Consider the following 16,566-nt stretch of genomic DNA (forward strand, 5'->3'; position numbering starts at 1 on the left):
TGAGGTGACTTCTGACGTGAGTTCCCACGCGACTTCTGATGTGACCGAGATCATCGAGACGATCGAGACGGACGCCGGGACGGCCCGGGTCACCTGGCGCACGGCGGGGAAGGCACGGCTCGTCCTCGCCGTCAGCCACGGCGCCGGCGGCGGCATCGAGGCCCGCGACCTCCAGGCACTCGCCCGGACCCTCCCCGGCCACGGCGTGACCGTCGCCCTCGTCGAGCAGCCCTGGCGGGTGGCGGGCAAGAAGGTCGCGCCCGCCCCGAAGACCCTGGACACGGGCTGGCGGGGCCTGTGGCCCGCGCTGGCGGGGCCCGGGCTTCCCGTGATCGCGGGCGGCCGGAGCGCCGGCGCCCGCGTGGCCTGCCGTACGGCGACGGAACTCGGCGCCGCGGCCGTCCTCGCGCTGAGCTTCCCGCTGCACCCGCCGGGCAGGCCCGAGAAGTCCCGTGCCGACGAACTGCTCGGCGCCGGGGTGCCCACCCTGGTGGTGCAGGGCGGCAACGACCCGTTCGGCCGGCCGGAGGAGTTCCCCGAGGGCGCGTACCAGCTCGTGGAGGTGCCGTACGGCGATCACGGCTTCGCCGTGCCGAAGCGGGCGCCCCTGGGTCAGGACCGGGCGCTGGAGATCGTCACCGACGCCGTCACACAGTGGAGTGCGTCACTCCGGTGAGGGCGGGCGGGAATGCCGGGTCCCGGGTGACTGTTGTGCGGATCAGACAGCGCGGAAACGCGCTGACCCGTTCGTACGAGAGGGAGTCCGCCGCATGGGTTCGACCATCTGCCCGAGCCGTCGCAGCGCCAGTGACCTGGACTGGACGGTGCTGTACGCGGCCAAGACCACCCCTGTTCGGGCGGCAGGTGGAACGGAAGTGCAAGCAGTCCCGGCCGAAGGTCGTCTATTCTCCGATTCGAGTGGGATCGGTTTCGGTCCTGCCCAGACTCTGGAGGAGGTGGGTCCGGTCACTGGGACCGACGCAGGGACCGAAAACGGCCAGGCGGAGCAGCCCGAGGGCCGGGGTGGCGGCACGGAGACGACCGCCGAGCGCAGCGCGCGCTTCGAGCGGGACGCGCTCGACTTCCTCGACCAGATGTATTCGGCCGCGCTGCGCATGACGCGCAACCCCGCCGACGCCGAGGACCTGGTGCAGGAGACGTACGCGAAGGCGTACGCGTCCTTCCACCAGTTCCGTGAGGGCACCAACCTGAAGGCGTGGCTGTACCGGATCCTGACCAACACCTTCATCAACTCGTACCGCAAGAAGCAGCGCGAACCCCAGCGCAGCGCGGCCGAGGAGATCGAGGACTGGCAGCTGGCGCGCGCCGAGTCGCACATGTCGACCGGTCTGCGCTCCGCCGAGTCGCAGGCGCTCGACCACCTGCCCGACTCGGACGTCAAGGAAGCGCTGCAGGCGATCCCCGAGGAATTCCGCATCGCCGTCTACCTCGCGGACGTTGAGGGCTTTGCGTACAAGGAGATCGCGGACATCATGGGGACACCCATCGGTACGGTGATGTCCCGCCTCCACCGGGGCCGCCGTCAACTGCGCGGCATGCTGGAGGACTACGCCCGTGACCGTGGTCTGGTCCCGGCCGGCGCCGGGGAGTCGAACGAAGCGAAAGGCTCGGGCTCATGAGCTGCGGAGAGCCGCACGAGACGGATTGCAGCGAGATCCTCGATCATCTCTACGAGTTCCTCGACCGTGAGATGCCCGACGCCGACTGCACCAAGTTCGAGCACCACTTCGAGGAATGCTCGCCGTGCCTGGAGAAGTACGGGCTGGAGCAGGCCGTGAAGAAGCTGGTCAAGCGGTGCTGCGGGCAGGACGACGTGCCGACCGATCTGCGTGCCAAGGTCATGGGGCGGATCGACATGATCCGTTCCGGGCAGGCCGTGCCCGAACACGACGTGACGGCGACTCCGCAGGAGTCGTGAACGTCCGGCCCGGAGTCCCGGCTTCCCGGACTCCGGGCCTACTGATCTTCGCGTGATCCCCGTGTGGTTCCGGGGTGATCCCCGTGGACGACGATGTGTGTCCGGGGCCGGGCGCGCCCGGTCAGACGTCCAGGCTGGTCTCGATCCGCTTCAGGCCGTGCCGGGCCAGGGCCAGGTTGCTGCGGGACCGGTCGAGCGCCAGGTAGAGGAAGAGCGTTCCCTTGCTGCTGGTGAGCGGCCGGATCAGGTGGTACTGCTGGCCCAGCGTGATCAGGATGTCCTCAATGACGTCGTTCATGTCCAGCGAGGCCAGCGTGCGCATTTTGGAGCGCACGACCTCGGTGTTTCCCGCCGCCGCGAGTTCCAGGTCGAGACCCGGGCCACCACCGAGCGTGCCCAGCGACATGCCGCTTTCGTAGTCGACGAGGGCGATGCCGAGCGCTCCCTCCAGGGCCATGGCTTCCTTGAGCGCGGTCTCGATGTTCATGATCTTGCCTCAATTCCTCAGTGCTGCTGACCGGTGACTGTCCGGCCATCTACGATCGAATGTGTGCGACCCTGGGGTCAAAACGCGTCAACTTTGGTGAAGTTGTGGAAGGTGACGCTCAAAGTACTGTGCGACGAAGAAAGTTGGAGGGGGAATGGGGGAAATGACGACGGCACTCCACGCTTCCCTGGACCGGCTCCTCGATTCCCCCGGGGTCACCGGCGTCGCTCTCGTCGACGCGGTCACCGGCCTGACCTACGGCGTCGCGGGGGACATCGCCGAGGCGGGGGACGGGACGGATGCCTCCGAACTCGCCACGCTCATCGCCGAACGACTGGGGGCGGCGGGGGCCGAGGGGGAGTTGGAGAGCGTGGTCACGACCAGCACGAAGCGCCAGCAGGTGCTCTTCACCGTGGTGCGGCCGACGGGTGATCCTCTGCTGCTGTCGGCGGGACTCGACCGGGACCGGGTCAATGTGGCGCTGGCGCTGCGGAGTCTGGGCGACCGGGTCGGAGAGGTGCTGGCGTGACGGCGCACGCGGCACGCAATGTGCCCGCGCTTCTGCTGGGGCTCCGCGACGAGGGCTTCAGCGGAACGGTACGTGTCTCGGGCCACCCGGGAGGAACGATCCACCTGCGGAACGGGCTGGTGGGCGCGATCGAGACGCCGGGCGCACCGACCGTCACGTCGGCGCTGCTCACCTCGGGCCGGATCGATGACGAGGCCTGGCTGGCCGCGTGCGCCACGGAACCGGACGTGGACCGGTTGGGCGGACACCTCGTGGCGGCCGGGCTGATCGGTGCCGCCGAACTGGAGGTCGTCTGCGCCGCGGCCGTGTTCGACGGCGCGTTCGCCATGGCCCTGAGTCCCCCGGGAAGCTGGGAGTTGAGCGATCGCGAGCCCGCGCTCGTCACCGAGCCGGGCGTCGAGCCGCAGCAACTGACCGAGGAGACCTCCCGGCGTGTGGCGCTGCTGTCCCGTTCCTGGGGTGCCCCGGGTGAATTGACTCGTGTACGTCCCGTGGCTGTGACGGGTTCGGGCCCCCGCCGGCCCGGCGTCCGGCTCACGCGCCGGCACCAGGACGTCCTCGACCACGTCAACGGGCGCCGTACACCACGGGACCTGGCCTTCGCGCTGGGGCGCGGACTGTACGCCGTCATGCTGGACCTCATCCGCCTGGAGGCGCTCCACCTCGTCCGGTGGGACACCAGGGCCGCCCCCGACAGCCGGCCGAGCACCGCCCCCGCACATCACGGACGCCCCCGCCCACCGACGCCCCGGCGCCGAAGGTGGTGCCCCTGCCGAAACGCAGGCCCCGGGGCGGATCCCCCGGGCACGACGCCGGACCGAGGGGTGGGAGTTGAGTCCAGACGACGACCGGGCGGCGAAGGCCCGGCAGCGCACCACGGGCGCCCGATCCCAGCGAGCACCCACACGCAAACGCAGAGAGGCCAAGGCCCCCAAGGACCGGGAAGAGGCCGGGGCCGCGCAGGACCGAGCCGGACAGAACCAGGTCGCACAAGACCAAGCGGCGCAGGACCAATTCGCACAGGACCAAGCCGCGCAGGACCAAAAAGAAGCCGCGACGCCACAGAACAACGAAGTCGCGCCACCACGGACCAAAGAAGCCGCGCCACCACAGAACGAAGAAGAACAGAACCAAGAAGAAGCGTCGACGGACGCACCCCCCACGCCGGACGCCGACCTCGGTTCCTTACCCGCACGGACAGCGTTACCGGTACGCCGACCGCTGCCCCGCCGCCGTGCTGTACCGGCTCCCGGGAGCCCTCGGCCGGAGGCCAAGACCCCGGCTGCGCCGGTGCCCCTACCCGCGCATGCCCTTTTTTCGATGCTGTCGGCCGAAGAGCTGGCAGCCGACCAACCACCTGTCGAAACGCTGCAACGTGTCCGTGCGGCGCTGCGGGCCCTCCCGGAGTCCGACTGACTCCGTCGAGTTCCGTTTGGACCATACCAGTACCGGCATATGCCGGGAACAAGGAGCACCTTAAATGTCCGAAATCCCACCGCCCGAATCCCTGAACGGCATTCTGACCTCGCTGCGTGAACGGGTGATGGGGGTCTCCGAGAGCGTCCTGTCCACAGTGGACGGCCTCCTGGTCGTCGCGGACTCCGACACGGTCCACCCGGAGTCCGTCGCCGCCCTCGCCGCCGCGACCCTCGGCGTCAGCCGCCGTATGGCCGACACCACCGGCGTCGGCGCGCTCCGTGAGGTGGTCGCCCGCTGCGGCTCGGGCCACGTCATCGTCGTGGCCGTCGGTGACCGTGCCCTGCTCACCGTCAAGGGCGACGACGGCCTCGACCTGGCCGCGTTCCAGCGCGAGTCGCCGGCCACGGTGGAGCAGCTCAACAAGGTGCTCGCCTCCGACGTCGCCCACTGAACCACCGTTCCCACCCCGGACGTACGTACGAGCATCGGAGCGTCCGATCACCCGGACGGGGTAATGCGCGTCGCGTGTACCCGCCGATTCCGGCCATAGCCGCCCCCATGTGCCCCGCCCCGCCCTAGGCTCCGGAGCCGGAAAAGGGGAGGAGCACGATGGGGTCGGTTCCGGCATGGGCACGTGTGTACGTCGCCTGTGTCGTCGCAGGTGCTCTGGTCTGCCTCACTCCCGTGCCGGACGTTCACGTTCCGTGGTGGGCCGTGGGGCTGCTCGCGGCGCTGTACGCCGGGTGCGAGCAACTCGCCCGGTGTCGTCTTCTCGGGCGCCACGCGCCCAGGGGCATGGGTACGTTCTTCCCCGTCCTGCTGGCCGGGGCCTTCCTGTTGCCGCCCGCGGCCGCCGCGCTCGTGGCGGTTCCGGGTGCGCTCCTCGCGCGGGTCGAGCAGCGGCCGCGAGGGCTGAGGCGCGTGTGGCGGGCGGCCCGGCTCGGCCTCGCCGTCTGGGCGGCGTCCCGGGTGCACTGGGCGCTGGCCGGCCGGGACGCGGTCGCCCAGCCCGACTTCCCGGACGCGCTGGTGCCCGTGGGCGCCGCCGTCCTGGTGTTCTGCGCGGTCCTGACCGCCCTCGACGGCGGGATCCTGGCCCTGGCCGAGCGGGTGCCCGTACGGAACGCCTGGCGCGGGCTCTTCCTGCGGTCCCTCGCTCCCGTCGCCGTGCACGGTCTCGCCGGGCTGATGATGGCGGTGCTGTGGCGCAGTCACTACGGGCCGGTCGCCGCGCTGCTCGTGCTGCTGCCGATGCACGTGTCCTGCTGGGTGTTCGAGCAGTACCACCGGGAGCGGGCGGCCCACCAGGCCACCATCCGCGCCCTGGTGCAGGCCGTCGACATCAAGGACGGGTACACGCGCGGCCACAGTGAACGGGTCGGCCAGGCGTCCATGATGATCGCCTGTGAACTCGGCATGGACGACGCACGGGTCGAGGTGCTCCGCTTCGCCGGGATCCTGCACGACGTGGGCAAACTCGGCGTCCCCACCCGGCTGTTGCGCAAGAACGGGCCACTGACCCCCGAGGAACGGCGGGTCATCGAACTGCATCCCGAGTACGGGCACGAGATGGTGCGGGGGATCGGGTTCCTCGGAGAGGCCCGGTCGGCGATCCTGCACCACCACGAACGACTGGACGGCAGCGGGTACCCGTACGGCCTGACGGGCACTCAGATCCCTGAATGCGCACGGGTGGTGGCGGTCGCCGACGCCTTCGACGCGATGACGTCGACCCGGTGCTACCGGCGGGCCCGCCCGGTCGCGGACGCGCTGGAGGAGCTGGAGCGGTGCGCGGGGACGCAGTTCGATCCGGAGATGGTCGAGGCGCTCGTACGGGCACTCGGGCGGCACGGCTGGCGTCCGGCGGTCACCGCGGACGGCGACGATCAGCGCGGAAACGTCCCGCCACAGAGCGAGCCCCTGCGTGCGGAGGCCGGCTCGTGAGACACCCGATCGTCGTCCTCGTCCACGGAACCGCCGCCCTCGTCGCCGTCACCGGCCTCGCCCGCACCCTCTGGCAGGGGCTCGAAGAACCCGGAGCGGCCCTCGCCTTCGGGCTGCTCGTCGCCGTGGGCGAGCTCTCCCGGTGGCGCGGTACCGAAGGGCGGGAGTCGGCACCGCTCGGAGCCGCCGGGGCGCTCGCGTACGCGCTGTTCGGGGTGAACGGCGGGGAACCCACACAACACGGCACGGCACAGGTCGTCGCCGTGGTCGTCGCGGCCGCGCTCGCCGGGTGCGTGCCGCATGTCGCCCGGGGGCAGGGGCCGACGGCCGACCACCTCGCCCGGCGCGTCCTCACGGTCGCCTTCGCCGCCGTCTGCTTCCAACCCCTGTGCAGCCGGGGAGCGTTACGGGAGTGGAGCGGCCCCGCATATGTGCTGCTCGTCGTCGCGCTGCTGGTCCTCACCGTGCTGTGCGACGCCGTGCTCGCCGCGGTGCTGGCCCGCTCGCGCACCGGCTGGCCGCTCAGCCCGCTGCTGCGCGACGAGCTGCGGGCGCTGCTCGGCATCGGGTCCGCCGTGTGCGCCACCGGCGTGGTGATGTCCCTCGCGGTGGCCGTCGTCGGACTGTGGGCGCTGCCCGTGTTCTCGCTGCCGCTGTTGCTCACCCAGCTCTCCTTCCGGCGGTACGCGGGCGTGCGCGCCACCTACCGGCAGACCATCGCCTCCCTCGCGCGGGCCACCGAGATCGCCGGGTACACCCCCGCGGGCCACGCCCGGCGCGTGGCCGCGCTCAGCCGGGCCGTGGGCCGGGAGCTCGGGCTGTCCGGGCCGGAGCTGACCGTGCTGGAGCACGCGGCCCTGATGCACGACATCGGGCAGCTCTCCCTGGTCGACCCCGTCCCCGCCGGGGCCACCGCCGTCCTGCCCGCCGAGGAGCAGCGGCGGATCGCGCTGCTCGGCGGTGCCGTCGTCCGGCAGACCGGGGTGGACGCCGAGGTCGCGGTGGTCGTCGAGCGCCAGGCGGACCCGTACCGGGACCAGCCGGTCAGCGCGCGGATCGTACGGGCCGTGAACGCCTACGAGGAGAAGACGCGCGACGCCGGACCGGGCGGACCGCTGCGGGCGCTGGAGGAACTGCGGCTGGCAACCGCCCGCGACTACCAGCCCGAGGTGGTCGAGTCACTGGCCCGGGTACTGCTGAACCAGCGGGGCAGCGCGGCGGCGCCCTGGGGCGCCTAGGGGGCTTCTGACGGATCTCCGCGGCGTCGCGACGCCCCGCACGTGCTCTCGCCGCACGGCGCGAAGGGACAGGTGGCTCCGCCACATGACCCTCCACGCCGCACGCCGAGAGCACGCACCGAACGCCGCTCCTTCTTCCACGGAGATCTGTCAGAAGCCCCCTAGGGCGCGCTACCGGCCTGAGCACTCGGAGGACCCGATCGAACGCCTCGGAGAGGAAGAAACGGTGCGAGGGTGAGGAGAGAGGGATGGGCGGTCATACCCAGGCCAGCGCTGGGTAACCCATGGGTAATGAGCGTCCTTCCAGCCGTACGTGGTTGGATGCGAGGGAGAGGGTGTCCGGGGGCACAGAGCCAGCCCACTCCACCGAACGGGACGGAACTGGCAGGCGGGAATCGTGAGGATCTTCGGCAAGGGACGGCACCGGCCCTCCGCCTCCTGGCGGCAGGCCACCGACCGCGCGTTCACGCTGATCGGTGACGGGCGGTACGAGGACGCGGGCGCGCTGTTGACGCGGGCCGCGGACCTGGAGCCGTGGCTGTCCGAGTCCTGGTTCAACCTCGCGCTGCTGCACAAGTTCCGGCACGACTGGGAGCAGGCACGGGCCGCGGGCCTCAGGGCCGTCGCGCTGCTCGACCGGGAAACCGGGGCGCCCGACTGGTGGAACGTCGGGATTGCCGCCACCGCCCTGCAGGACTGGCCGCTGGCCCGCCGGGCCTGGCAGGCGTACGGGCTGCGGGTGCCCGGTGGCCCCGGCGCCTCCAGTGAGCCCGTCGGCATGGAGCTGGGCAGCGCCGCGGTGCGGCTGTCGCCGGAGGGCGAGGCCGAGGTCGTGTGGGGGCGCCGGCTGGACCCCGCCCGGATCGAGGTCCTCTCCATTCCACTGCCGTCCTCCGGCCGCCGCTGGGGCGAGGTCGTCCTGCACGACGGGGTGCCGCACGGCGAGCGGACCACCGCCGCCGGGCACGCGTACCCGGTGTTCGACGAGATCGAGCTGTGGGCGCCCTCACCGGTGCCCACATGGGTGGTGCTCCTGGAGGCCGCGACCGAGGACGACCGGGACGCCCTGGAGCAGCTCGCCGCCGACGCCGGCTTCGCCGCGGAGGACTGGTCGTCCTCCGTGCGGCTGCTGTGCCGGCTGTGCTCGGAGTCGCGCATGCCGTCCGACGAGGGCGACGGCGACCATCTCGACCCGCACGATCACAGCGAGCCCGGCCACCCCGGCCCGCTGGGCCACCGCACGGACGGGCAGCTGTGGGCGCCCGAGCGCGAGTGCGGGGTTGCTGCGCCGGCTTCGTTGGTGCGGGGGTTGCTGGACGGGTGGGTTGCGGACAGTCCGGATTCTCGGGACTGGCGGGACCTGGAAGAGGTTTGCTGAGCGCCGTTGTGACTTCGGTCGTTTTTAAGTGCGGGTCGTGTGTGGCTGGTCGCGCCCACGCGGCGGAGCCGCAAGATGTCAAGGTCCCGCGCCCCTAAGGGCCGCGCCCCTGACGGGGCGCGGTCCCCGTACGCTGTACCCGCACCTTTTCTTGAGAACCCAGGAAGGCTTACGTCGGTCATGGCGCAGCAGGACACCGATCAGCAGCACGCGGGCGTGCTCCCCGTGGACGACGAGGGCTTCGTCATCGACACGGAGGACTGCGAGGAGCGCGAGCAGGCGTACCGCGAGCGCGGCACCTCGCGTCCGATCACCGTCGTCGGGAACCCGGTGCTGCACAAGGAGTGCAAGGACGTCACCGAGTTCGACGACGAGCTCGCGGGGCTGGTCGACGACATGTTCACCAGCCAGCGCACCGCCGAGGGCGTGGGCCTGGCCGCCAACCAGATCGGCGTCGACCTGAAGGTCTTCGTGTACGACTGCATGGACGACGAGGGCGCCCGGCACGTCGGCGTGGTCTGCAACCCCAAGCTCGTCGACCTGCCCGCCGAGAAGCGCCGGCTGGACGACAGCAACGAGGGCTGCCTGTCCGTGCCGACCGCGTACGCGCCGCTCGCCCGCCCCGACTACGCCGAGGTCACCGGGCAGGACGAGAAGGGCAACCCGATCAAGGTGCGCGGCACCGGCTACTTCGCGCGCTGCCTCCAGCACGAGACGGACCACCTGTACGGCTACCTCTACATCGACCGGCTCTCCAAGCGCGAGCGCAAGGACGCGCTGCGGCAGATGGCCGAGAACGAGCCGCGGTACCCGGTCGTCCCGAACGACTGAGACACCCTCGGCGCACGCTCAGGCGGCCTCCGGCCCTCTGAACGTGCGCCGGTACGCCTGCGGGGTCGTCCCCAGGGACCGTACGAACTGATGCCGCAGCGCGGCCGCCGTGCCGAAGCCGGTGCGGTCCGCGATCGCGTCCATCGTCTCGTCCGTCGCCTCCAGCAACCGCTGGGCCTGCAGCACCCGTTGGCGCAGCATCCAGCGGTACGGCGTGGTGCCGGTCTCCTGCTGGAAGCGGCGGGCGAAGGTGCGCGGCGACATATGGGCGCGGGCGGCGAGCTGCTCCACGGTCACCTCCTCGTCGAGGTGCTCCTCCATCCACACCAGCACCTCGCCCACCGTGTCGCACCGCGACCGCGGCAGCGGCCGGTCGACGTACTGGGCCTGACCGCCGTCCCGGTGCGGGGGCACCACCATGCGGCGGGCGATGGCGTTGGCGACCTGAGGGCCCTGCTCCTTGCGGACCAGATGGAGACAGGCGTCGATCCCGGCGGCGGTGCCGGCCGAGGTGATCACCGGGTCCGCGTCCACGTACAGCACATCCGGCTCGACGATCGCCCGCGGGTACTGCCGGGCCAGTTCCTCCGCGTGCCGCCAGTGCACCGCGCAGCGGCGCCCGTCCAGCAGCCCCGCCGCGCCCAGCATGAAGACTCCGGAGCACACGCTCAGCACCCGCGCCCCACGGTCCGTGGCGCGCCGCAGCGCGTCGAGGAGCTCGGCCGGATAGTCCCGCCGTACATAGCCCTCCCCGGCGGGTACGGCGATCAGGTCGGCCGCCTCCAGCCGCTCCAGCCCGTACGACGTACCGATCGTGAACCCGGCGGGCGTGCGGAGCGTCGGCCCCTCCGCCGAGGCCACCGCGAAGTCGTACACCGGCAGCCCCTCGTCACTGCGGTCGAGGCCGAACACCTCGCTCACCACACCGAGTTCGAAGGGATGCACCCCGTCGAGCAGGACGACGGCCACGTTCTTCAGCATGCTGCCAGTGTGCCGCAGGCGTGGCAGGAATTCGAGGGTGTGCGGCAGTCCTGCCACTCACGGTAAGGAGTATCCGGCGCCACAGTGGTGTCCATGGATACGACACACGCGGAAGCCCTCACCGGAATGCTGACCGTCCTCGGAATGTTCGTCCTGCTCGTCCTCCCCTCGGCGATCGGAATCGTGCGCGAGCGGCGCATCGACCGTCAGCTCAGGGAGGCCGAGCAGGAGAACCGGCGTGCGGAGCCGGCCGAGGATCAGAAGTCCTCGTCGAAGCCGACCGAACCCTCCACCGCGACCTGGTACGCCGAGGGCCGCCGCTCGAAGAAGTTGGTCAGCTCCTGGACTCCCTGAAGCTCCATGAACGAGAAGGGGTTCTCGGAGCCGTACACCGGAGCGAAGCCGAGGCGCGTCAGACGCTGGTCGGCCACGCACTCCAGATACTGCCGCATCGAGTCGGTGTTCATCCCCGGGAGGCCGTCACCGCACAGGTCGCGCGCGAACTGCAGCTCGGCCTCGACGGCCCCCCGCAGCATGTCCGTCACCTGCTGCTGAAGCTCGTCGTCGAAGAGGTCCGGCTCCTCCTTGCGGACGGTGTCCACGACATCGAAGGCGAAGCTCATGTGCATCGTCTCGTCCCGGAACACCCAGTTGGTGCCGGTGGCCAGTCCGTGCAGCAGACCCCGGCTGCGGAACCAGTAGACGTATGCGAACGCCCCGTAGAAGAACAGTCCCTCGATACACGCGGCGAAGCAGATCAGATTGAGCAGGAACCGGCGCCGGTCGGCCTTGCTCTGAAGCTGATCGAGCTTCTCCACCGAGTCCATCCACGTGAAGCAGAACTCGGCCTTCTCCCGGATGGACGGGATGTTCTCGACGGCCGCGAAGGCCGCCGCGCGGTCCTCCGGGTCCGGCAGATAGGTGTCCAGCAGCGTCAGATAGAACTGGACGTGGACGGCCTCCTCGAACAGCTGCCTGCTCAGATACAGGCGTGCCTCGGGCGAGTTGATGTGCTTGTACAGCGTCAGCACCAGGTTGTTCGCCACGATCGAGTCGCCCGTCGCGAAGAAGGCCACCAGACGGCCGATGAGGTGCTGCTCGGCGGGCGTGAGCTTCGCGAGATCGGCCACGTCCGAGTGAAGGTCGACCTCCTCCACCGTCCAGGTGTTCTTGATGGCGTCCCGGTAGCGCTCGTAGAAGTCGGGATAGCGCATGGGGCGCAGGGTCAGCTCGAAGCCCGGGTCGAGGAGATTGGCGTTACGGGTGGTCGTCATTACTGGCAGGCCTCGCAGGACTCGGGGTTTTCCAGGGAGCAGGCGACGGCCTCCTGGGAGGTCGCCTGCTGCACGGGAACGGTGGCTTGGGCGGCGCGGGCGATGCGGGTCGCCGGGCGGGAGCGCAGGTAGTACGTGGTTTTCAGGCCCGACTTCCAGGCGTAGGCGTACATCGAGGAGAGCTTGCCGATGGTCGGTGTCTCCAAGAACAGGTTCAGGGACTGGGACTGATCCAGGAACGGGGTGCGGGCGGCGGCCATGTCGATCAGGCCGCGCTGCGGGATCTCCCAGGCCGTGCGGTACAGGGCGCGTACGTCGTCCGGGATCCAGCCGAAGTCCTGCACCGAGCCGCCCGACTCGCGCAGCGCCTCGCGGGTGCGGTCGTCCCAGACGCCGAACTGCTTCAGGTCGTTCACCAGGTACGAGTTGACCTGGAGGAATTCGCCCGACAGCGTCTCGCGCTTGAACAGGTTGGAGACCTGCGGCTCGATGCACTCGTACACGCCCGCGATCGAGGCGATGGTGGCGGTGGGGGCGATCGCGAGGAGGAGGGAGTTGCGCAGGCCCGTCGCCGCGATCCGCTCGCGCAGCGCCGACCAGCGGTCCGGCCAGGTCAGTCGCACGTCATAGTGGTCGGGGTGCAGGACGCCCCGGGCGGTGCGCGTCTTCTCCCAGGCGGGCAGCGAACCGCTGCGTTCGGCGAGGTCGGCGGAGGTCTCGTACGCGGCGAGCATGATGCGCTCGGCGATACGGGTGGACAGGGCCTTGGCCTCGGGCGAGTCGAAGGGCAGGCGCAGTTGGAAGAAGACGTCCTGGAGGCCCATCGCGCCCAGGCCGACGGGCCGCCACCTGGCGTTCGAGCGGGCCGCCTGCTCGGTCGGGTAGAAGTTGATGTCGACGACGCGGTCGAGGAAGGTGACTGCCGTGCGGACGGTGGCGTCGAGCCGCTCCCAGTCGATGTCGCCGGTCGTCCGGTCGACGAACGCACCGAGGTTGACGGACCCCAGGTTGCAGACCGCCGTCTCCCCGTCGTCCGTGACCTCCAGGATCTCGGTGCACAGGTTCGAGGAGTGGACGACGTGGCCGGGCTCGGCCGTCTGGTTGGCCGTGCGGTTGGCGGCGTCCTTGAAGGTCATCCAGCCGTTGCCGGTCTGAGCGAGGGTGCGCATCATCCGGCCGTACAGGTCGCGGGCCGGAATGGTCTTCCTGGCGAGCCCAGCCGCCTCCGCCTTCCGGTACGCGGCGTCGAACTCCTCGCCCCACAGGTCCACGAGCTCGGGCACGTCGGCGGGGGAGAACAGGGACCAGACGCCGTCCTCGTTCACCCGGCGCATGAACTCGTCCGGGATCCAGTGCGCGAGGTTCAGGTTGTGGGTGCGGCGGGCGTCCTCGCCCGTGTTGTCCCGCAGCTCCAGGAACTCCTCGATGTCCGAGTGCCAGGTCTCCAGGTAGACCGCGGCCGCGCCCTTGCGCCGGCCGCCCTGGTTCACGGCGGCGACCGAGGCGTCGAGGGTCTTCAGGAACGGGACGATGCCGTTGGAGTGCCCGTTCGTGCCGCGGATCAGTGAACCGCGGGAACGGATGCGGGAGTACGCGATGCCGATGCCGCCCGCGTGCTTCGACAGCCGGGCGACCTGCTGGTAGCGGTCGTAGATGGAGTCCAGCTCGTCCTTCGGGGAGTCGAGGAGGTAGCAGGACGACATCTGTGCGTGCCGGGTACCGGAGTTGAAGAGCGTGGGGGAGGACGGCAGGTAGTCGAGACGGCTCATGAGCCCGTAGAGCGCGGCGACCTCGTCCACGGACCGGGGGGTGTCGTCCTCGGCGAGACCGGCGGCGACGCGCAGCATGAAGTACTGGGGCGTCTCGACGACCTTGCGGGTGATCGGGTGCCGGAGCAGGTACCGGCTGTGCAGCGTACGCAGCCCGAAGTAGCCGAAGCGGTCGTCGGCGGCCGGGTCGACGAGCGCGTCGAGGCGGGCCGTGTGCAGCCTTACGAACGCGGCGGTGCGGTCCGCGATGAGACCCTCGCGGTGGCCCACGGCGACGGACCCGGAGAACGACGTGACGCCCTGCGAGGCTGCCTCGGCCGCGATACCGATCGTCAGCAGCCGGGCGGCCAGCTTCGAGTACGCCGGGTCCTCCGAGATGAGACCGGCCGCCGCCTCGGTGGCCAGCCCGCGCAGCTCCGTCTCGTCGGCGTGCGCGGACCGGCCGCGCAGCGCGGCGGCGGCGACCCGTCCGGGGTCGGCGTCGGGGAGGTCTGCGGTCAGCTCGGTCAGGGTCCGCAGCAACGCGGTTCCGGGGCCGTCGGACTCCGCCGTGGTCGCCTCGATCACCTCGGTTGCCGCGATCACCCTGCTTGCCGCGGTCGACTCGGCTTCCTCGGCTACCTCGGTCGCTGAAACCGGGTCGGCTGGCGCGATGGTCACGTGGGGGCACTCCCTCGCTCGGCACGGGGCCTTGCGGAGGGCAGGGGGCAGCTCACGAGCGCACACGGCGTCGCGTCCACCGGCCCATTCCACGAGGCCCGGACGTCGGGCACCCGGACCGGACGGCCGGGTGCACTGTCGGCAGGTCCTCGGACTGACCATGCGTGCGAACACACGCAAGTACACCGTTGCGGGACAGTTCCGGATTCGCACCGGATTCCCCTGCGGCGACAGCGAGCACGAGCATACATCTTGTGCCGGGCTGCTGAAGCACCCCCACATGTTGTGTCGTGGCGGTGTCAGAACGTCAATTCATAGGTCAGGAGAGCGATGTCGAGGTGCGGGAGCGGGTTCCAGTCGCGGTCGGGGGTGCGGGTGAAACCCAGGCGTTCGTAGATCCGGTGGGCCGCGTGCATGGAGCGCTGCGTGGACAGGACCATGCGGACGCAGCCGGGCGTGGCCCGCGCCCGCTCGACGCAGGTACGGACGAGCGCCTCCCCGGCACCCCGGCCCCGGGCCTCACCGGCCACCGCGAGCATCCGTATCTCCGCCTCCCCGGGCCGCGCGATGTCGGCCATGGGCCCGCCGGCCGGTACGAAGGTCACCGCGCCGAGCACCCGGCCGTCCCCGACGGCGACGAACACCTCGGCCGCGGCGGCCCGCTTGGCCACGTCCCGCAGCTCGCCGAGGTACTCGTCGCTCTCTCCGAAGTCGAGCAGACCGTCGCCCAGGTACGCCTGTGCGGTGATCTCCCCGATGGCCTCGTACTCGTCGGGTCGCGCCTGCCTGATCGTGATGTCCATGGTGGGGAGTGTGCCGGACGGGTGCGACAGCGGCCTGCGGATTTCGCGTGGGTGCCGACGGACGTGGTGCCGACGGATGTGGTGCCGACGGATGTGGGCTCAGCCCACCCCAGGCCACCGCGGCAACGTCGCGACGAAGTCCTTCGAGAAGTCGCGCGGGCCCGGGCCCAGGGCGACGCGGCCCGTGAGGGCCATGCGGGCGGTGAGGGCGGGGGAGCCGGCGTAGAAGACGCGTGAGGCGGCCGAGGGGACGAACACCGTCTTGCCGCGGGTGAGTTCGCTCGTGGACTCGACGATGACGGCGCCCTCCTCGGTGGTGAGGTACGACTCGTCCGCGCACGCGCCCACGGCGAGCGGATCGTGCAGCGGGCAGGCGTCGTCTCCGCCGTGGCGCTGGTAGGCGTCCATGTAGGCCCGCAGCAGGCGGGCGGCCAGCGCCGTGCCCGGGCCCGCCGCCTCCAGGACGGCCAGGTCGGCGGGGCGGACCAGCCAGTGGTGCGAGGCGTCCAGGTCGACCATGGTGAACGGGATGCCGGAGGAGAGGACCACCTCGGCGGCGTCCGGGTCGGCCCAGATGTTGAACTCGGCGACCGGTGTGATGTTCCCCGGCACCTGTGCGGCGCCGCCCATGAACACGAACTTCCTGACACGGTGGGCGAAGCCCGGGTCCTCCAGGAGCGCGATCGCCACGTTGGTGAGCGGGCCCGTGGCGCACACGGTGAGCTCGCCCTCGTACTCCCGGGACAGCCTGAGCAGGGCCTGCGCGGAGGATTCCGGCAGGTGGGCGGCCGTGGAGTCGGGCAGCGTCTCGTTGCCGAGGCCCGCGGGGCCGTGGAAGGCGGTCGCGGCCGTGTACGGGAGGCGGGTGAGGGGGCGGCCGGTGCCGCGGTGGACCGGTACGTCGGTGTCGATGCCGAAGGCTCTGGTGAGGGCGCGGGCGTTCAGGTACGTCTGCTCGGCGGGGAGGTTGCCGCCGACGGAGGTGTAGGCCTTCAGGTCCCATCGTCCCGTGCCGAGCAGGTACTGCAGGGCCAGGGCGTCGTCGATGCCGGGATCGCTGTCGAGGACGATCGGGGGCGGGGCGTCATGGGGCACCTCCTGGGGGTGGCGGATGAGGCCGCGTCGTCTGCTGCAGCGGCGTCTCCGGCTCACGGATGTTTCTCGCCCCCGCCGCCCCTACCCATACCCATCCCTGGGGCTGCGCCCCGGACCCCTCTGTCGGCCTGAACGGCCTCGTCCTCAAACGCCGGACGGGCTGACAATCAGCCCGTCCGGCGTTTGAGGAGCGGGGTCCGGGGCGGAGCCCCGGGATGG

Annotated in this window: 16 protein-coding genes and 1 riboswitch; of the genes, 10 read left to right on the plus strand and 6 right to left on the minus strand. The window is 70.9% G+C overall.

What is annotated here, in order from left to right; translation table 11 throughout:
- The first annotated feature begins 16 nt into the window (after positions 1–16).
- From E0500_RS16035 to rsrA, 3 genes are all read left to right on the plus strand, one after another.
- Positions 17–676, plus strand: coding sequence for an alpha/beta family hydrolase (locus E0500_RS16035; protein ID WP_309505069.1), 660 nt, complete (start codon positions 17–19; stop codon positions 674–676).
- A 280-nt stretch (positions 677–956) separates the two neighbouring features.
- Complete coding sequence (sigR, locus tag E0500_RS16040; protein ID WP_309505070.1) at positions 957–1,640, plus strand: RNA polymerase sigma factor SigR; 684 nt, start codon at positions 957–959, stop codon at positions 1,638–1,640.
- Entirely contained in the window at positions 1,637–1,939 is a 303-nt protein-coding gene (gene rsrA / locus E0500_RS16045; RefSeq protein ID WP_131564655.1) for a mycothiol system anti-sigma-R factor, read from the plus strand. Before sigR ends, rsrA begins: the two co-directional genes overlap by 4 nt.
- Before the next feature lie 121 nt (positions 1,940–2,060).
- Here the strand turns inward: rsrA and E0500_RS16050 are convergent, their stop codons facing one another.
- Positions 2,061–2,426, minus strand: coding sequence for a hypothetical protein (locus tag E0500_RS16050; RefSeq protein WP_131564653.1), 366 nt, complete (start codon positions 2,424–2,426; stop codon positions 2,061–2,063).
- Positions 2,427–2,589: 163 nt separating this feature from the next.
- Between E0500_RS16050 and E0500_RS16055 the strand changes: the two genes are divergently transcribed.
- From E0500_RS16055 to def, 6 genes are all read left to right on the plus strand, one after another.
- Positions 2,590–2,955 carry a hypothetical protein gene (locus E0500_RS16055; protein ID WP_399119276.1) on the plus strand — a complete coding sequence of 122 codons (366 nt, stop codon included), beginning with the start codon at positions 2,590–2,592 and terminating at the stop codon, positions 2,953–2,955.
- Between the two features lie 1,480 nt (positions 2,956–4,435).
- Positions 4,436–4,825 carry a roadblock/LC7 domain-containing protein gene (locus E0500_RS16060; protein WP_131564649.1) on the plus strand — a complete coding sequence of 130 codons (390 nt, stop codon included), beginning with the start codon at positions 4,436–4,438 and terminating at the stop codon, positions 4,823–4,825.
- Between the two features lie 158 nt (positions 4,826–4,983).
- The gene (locus E0500_RS16065) at positions 4,984–6,318 is read left to right on the plus strand and encodes an HD-GYP domain-containing protein (RefSeq protein WP_131564647.1); all 1,335 of its coding nucleotides are present in this window, start codon (positions 4,984–4,986) and stop codon (positions 6,316–6,318) included.
- A complete protein-coding gene (locus E0500_RS16070; protein ID WP_309505071.1) occupies positions 6,315–7,556 on the plus strand; it encodes an HD domain-containing protein in 1,242 nt (413 codons plus the stop codon). Before E0500_RS16065 ends, E0500_RS16070 begins: the two co-directional genes overlap by 4 nt.
- A 397-nt stretch (positions 7,557–7,953) precedes the next feature.
- Entirely contained in the window at positions 7,954–8,934 is a 981-nt protein-coding gene (locus E0500_RS16075; RefSeq protein ID WP_131564645.1) for a hypothetical protein, read from the plus strand.
- Positions 8,935–9,114: 180 nt separating this feature from the next.
- Complete coding sequence (gene def / locus E0500_RS16080; protein WP_131564643.1) at positions 9,115–9,765, plus strand: peptide deformylase; 651 nt, start codon at positions 9,115–9,117, stop codon at positions 9,763–9,765.
- An 18-nt stretch (positions 9,766–9,783) separates the two neighbouring features.
- Here the strand turns inward: def and E0500_RS16085 are convergent, their stop codons facing one another.
- Positions 9,784–10,746, minus strand: a complete 963-nt coding sequence (locus E0500_RS16085) for a GlxA family transcriptional regulator (protein ID WP_131564641.1) — start codon at positions 10,744–10,746, stop codon at positions 9,784–9,786.
- A gap of 93 nt (positions 10,747–10,839) precedes the next feature.
- Here E0500_RS16085 and E0500_RS16090 point away from each other — a divergent pair, with 93 nt between their 5' ends.
- Entirely contained in the window at positions 10,840–11,100 is a 261-nt protein-coding gene (locus E0500_RS16090) for a hypothetical protein (protein WP_131564639.1), read from the plus strand.
- On the opposite strand, the gene E0500_RS16095 is transcribed toward E0500_RS16090, so the two are convergent.
- The 4 genes from E0500_RS16095 to E0500_RS16110 form a co-directional block, all read right to left on the minus strand.
- Positions 11,004–12,020, minus strand: coding sequence for a ribonucleotide-diphosphate reductase subunit beta (locus E0500_RS16095; protein ID WP_131564637.1), 1,017 nt, complete (start codon positions 12,018–12,020; stop codon positions 11,004–11,006). The genes E0500_RS16090 and E0500_RS16095 overlap by 97 nt on opposite strands.
- Positions 12,020–14,374, minus strand: coding sequence for a ribonucleoside-diphosphate reductase subunit alpha (locus tag E0500_RS16100; protein ID WP_399120207.1), 2,355 nt, complete (start codon positions 14,372–14,374; stop codon positions 12,020–12,022). Before E0500_RS16100 ends, E0500_RS16095 begins: the two co-directional genes overlap by 1 nt.
- Positions 14,375–14,571: 197 nt before the next feature.
- Positions 14,572–14,713: riboswitch (cobalamin riboswitch) on the minus strand.
- A 35-nt stretch (positions 14,714–14,748) separates the two neighbouring features.
- Entirely contained in the window at positions 14,749–15,252 is a 504-nt protein-coding gene (locus E0500_RS16105; protein WP_131564633.1) for a GNAT family N-acetyltransferase, read from the minus strand.
- A gap of 99 nt (positions 15,253–15,351) precedes the next feature.
- Positions 15,352–16,404, minus strand: a complete 1,053-nt coding sequence (locus tag E0500_RS16110; RefSeq protein ID WP_309505072.1) for a nucleoside hydrolase — start codon at positions 16,402–16,404, stop codon at positions 15,352–15,354.
- Positions 16,405–16,566 lie beyond the last annotated feature (162 nt).

The organism is Streptomyces sp. KM273126, from assembly GCF_004337435.2.
GTDB classification, from domain to species: Bacteria; Actinomycetota; Actinomycetes; order Streptomycetales; family Streptomycetaceae; genus Streptomyces; species Streptomyces acidicola.

What these genes read in the sequence shown, in the direction of transcription:
- E0500_RS16055 (WP_399119276.1), top strand. Translation starts at nt 2,590, where the DNA reads ATGACGACGGCACTCCACGCTTCCCTGGACCGGCTCCTCGATTCCCCC.
- E0500_RS16060 (WP_131564649.1), top strand. Translation starts at nt 4,436, where the DNA reads ATGTCCGAAATCCCACCGCCCGAATCCCTGAACGGCATTCTGACCTCG.
- def (WP_131564643.1), top strand. Translation starts at nt 9,115, where the DNA reads ATGGCGCAGCAGGACACCGATCAGCAGCACGCGGGCGTGCTCCCCGTG.
- E0500_RS16090 (WP_131564639.1), top strand. Translation starts at nt 10,840, where the DNA reads ATGGATACGACACACGCGGAAGCCCTCACCGGAATGCTGACCGTCCTC.
- E0500_RS16095 (WP_131564637.1), bottom strand. Translation starts at nt 12,020, where the DNA reads ATGACGACCACCCGTAACGCCAATCTCCTCGACCCGGGCTTCGAGCTG.
- rsrA (WP_131564655.1), top strand. Translation starts at nt 1,637, where the DNA reads ATGAGCTGCGGAGAGCCGCACGAGACGGATTGCAGCGAGATCCTCGAT.
- E0500_RS16050 (WP_131564653.1), bottom strand. Translation starts at nt 2,426, where the DNA reads ATGAACATCGAGACCGCGCTCAAGGAAGCCATGGCCCTGGAGGGAGCG.
- E0500_RS16065 (WP_131564647.1), top strand. Translation starts at nt 4,984, where the DNA reads ATGGGGTCGGTTCCGGCATGGGCACGTGTGTACGTCGCCTGTGTCGTC.
- E0500_RS16085 (WP_131564641.1), bottom strand. Translation starts at nt 10,746, where the DNA reads ATGCTGAAGAACGTGGCCGTCGTCCTGCTCGACGGGGTGCATCCCTTC.
- E0500_RS16105 (WP_131564633.1), bottom strand. Translation starts at nt 15,252, where the DNA reads ATGGACATCACGATCAGGCAGGCGCGACCCGACGAGTACGAGGCCATC.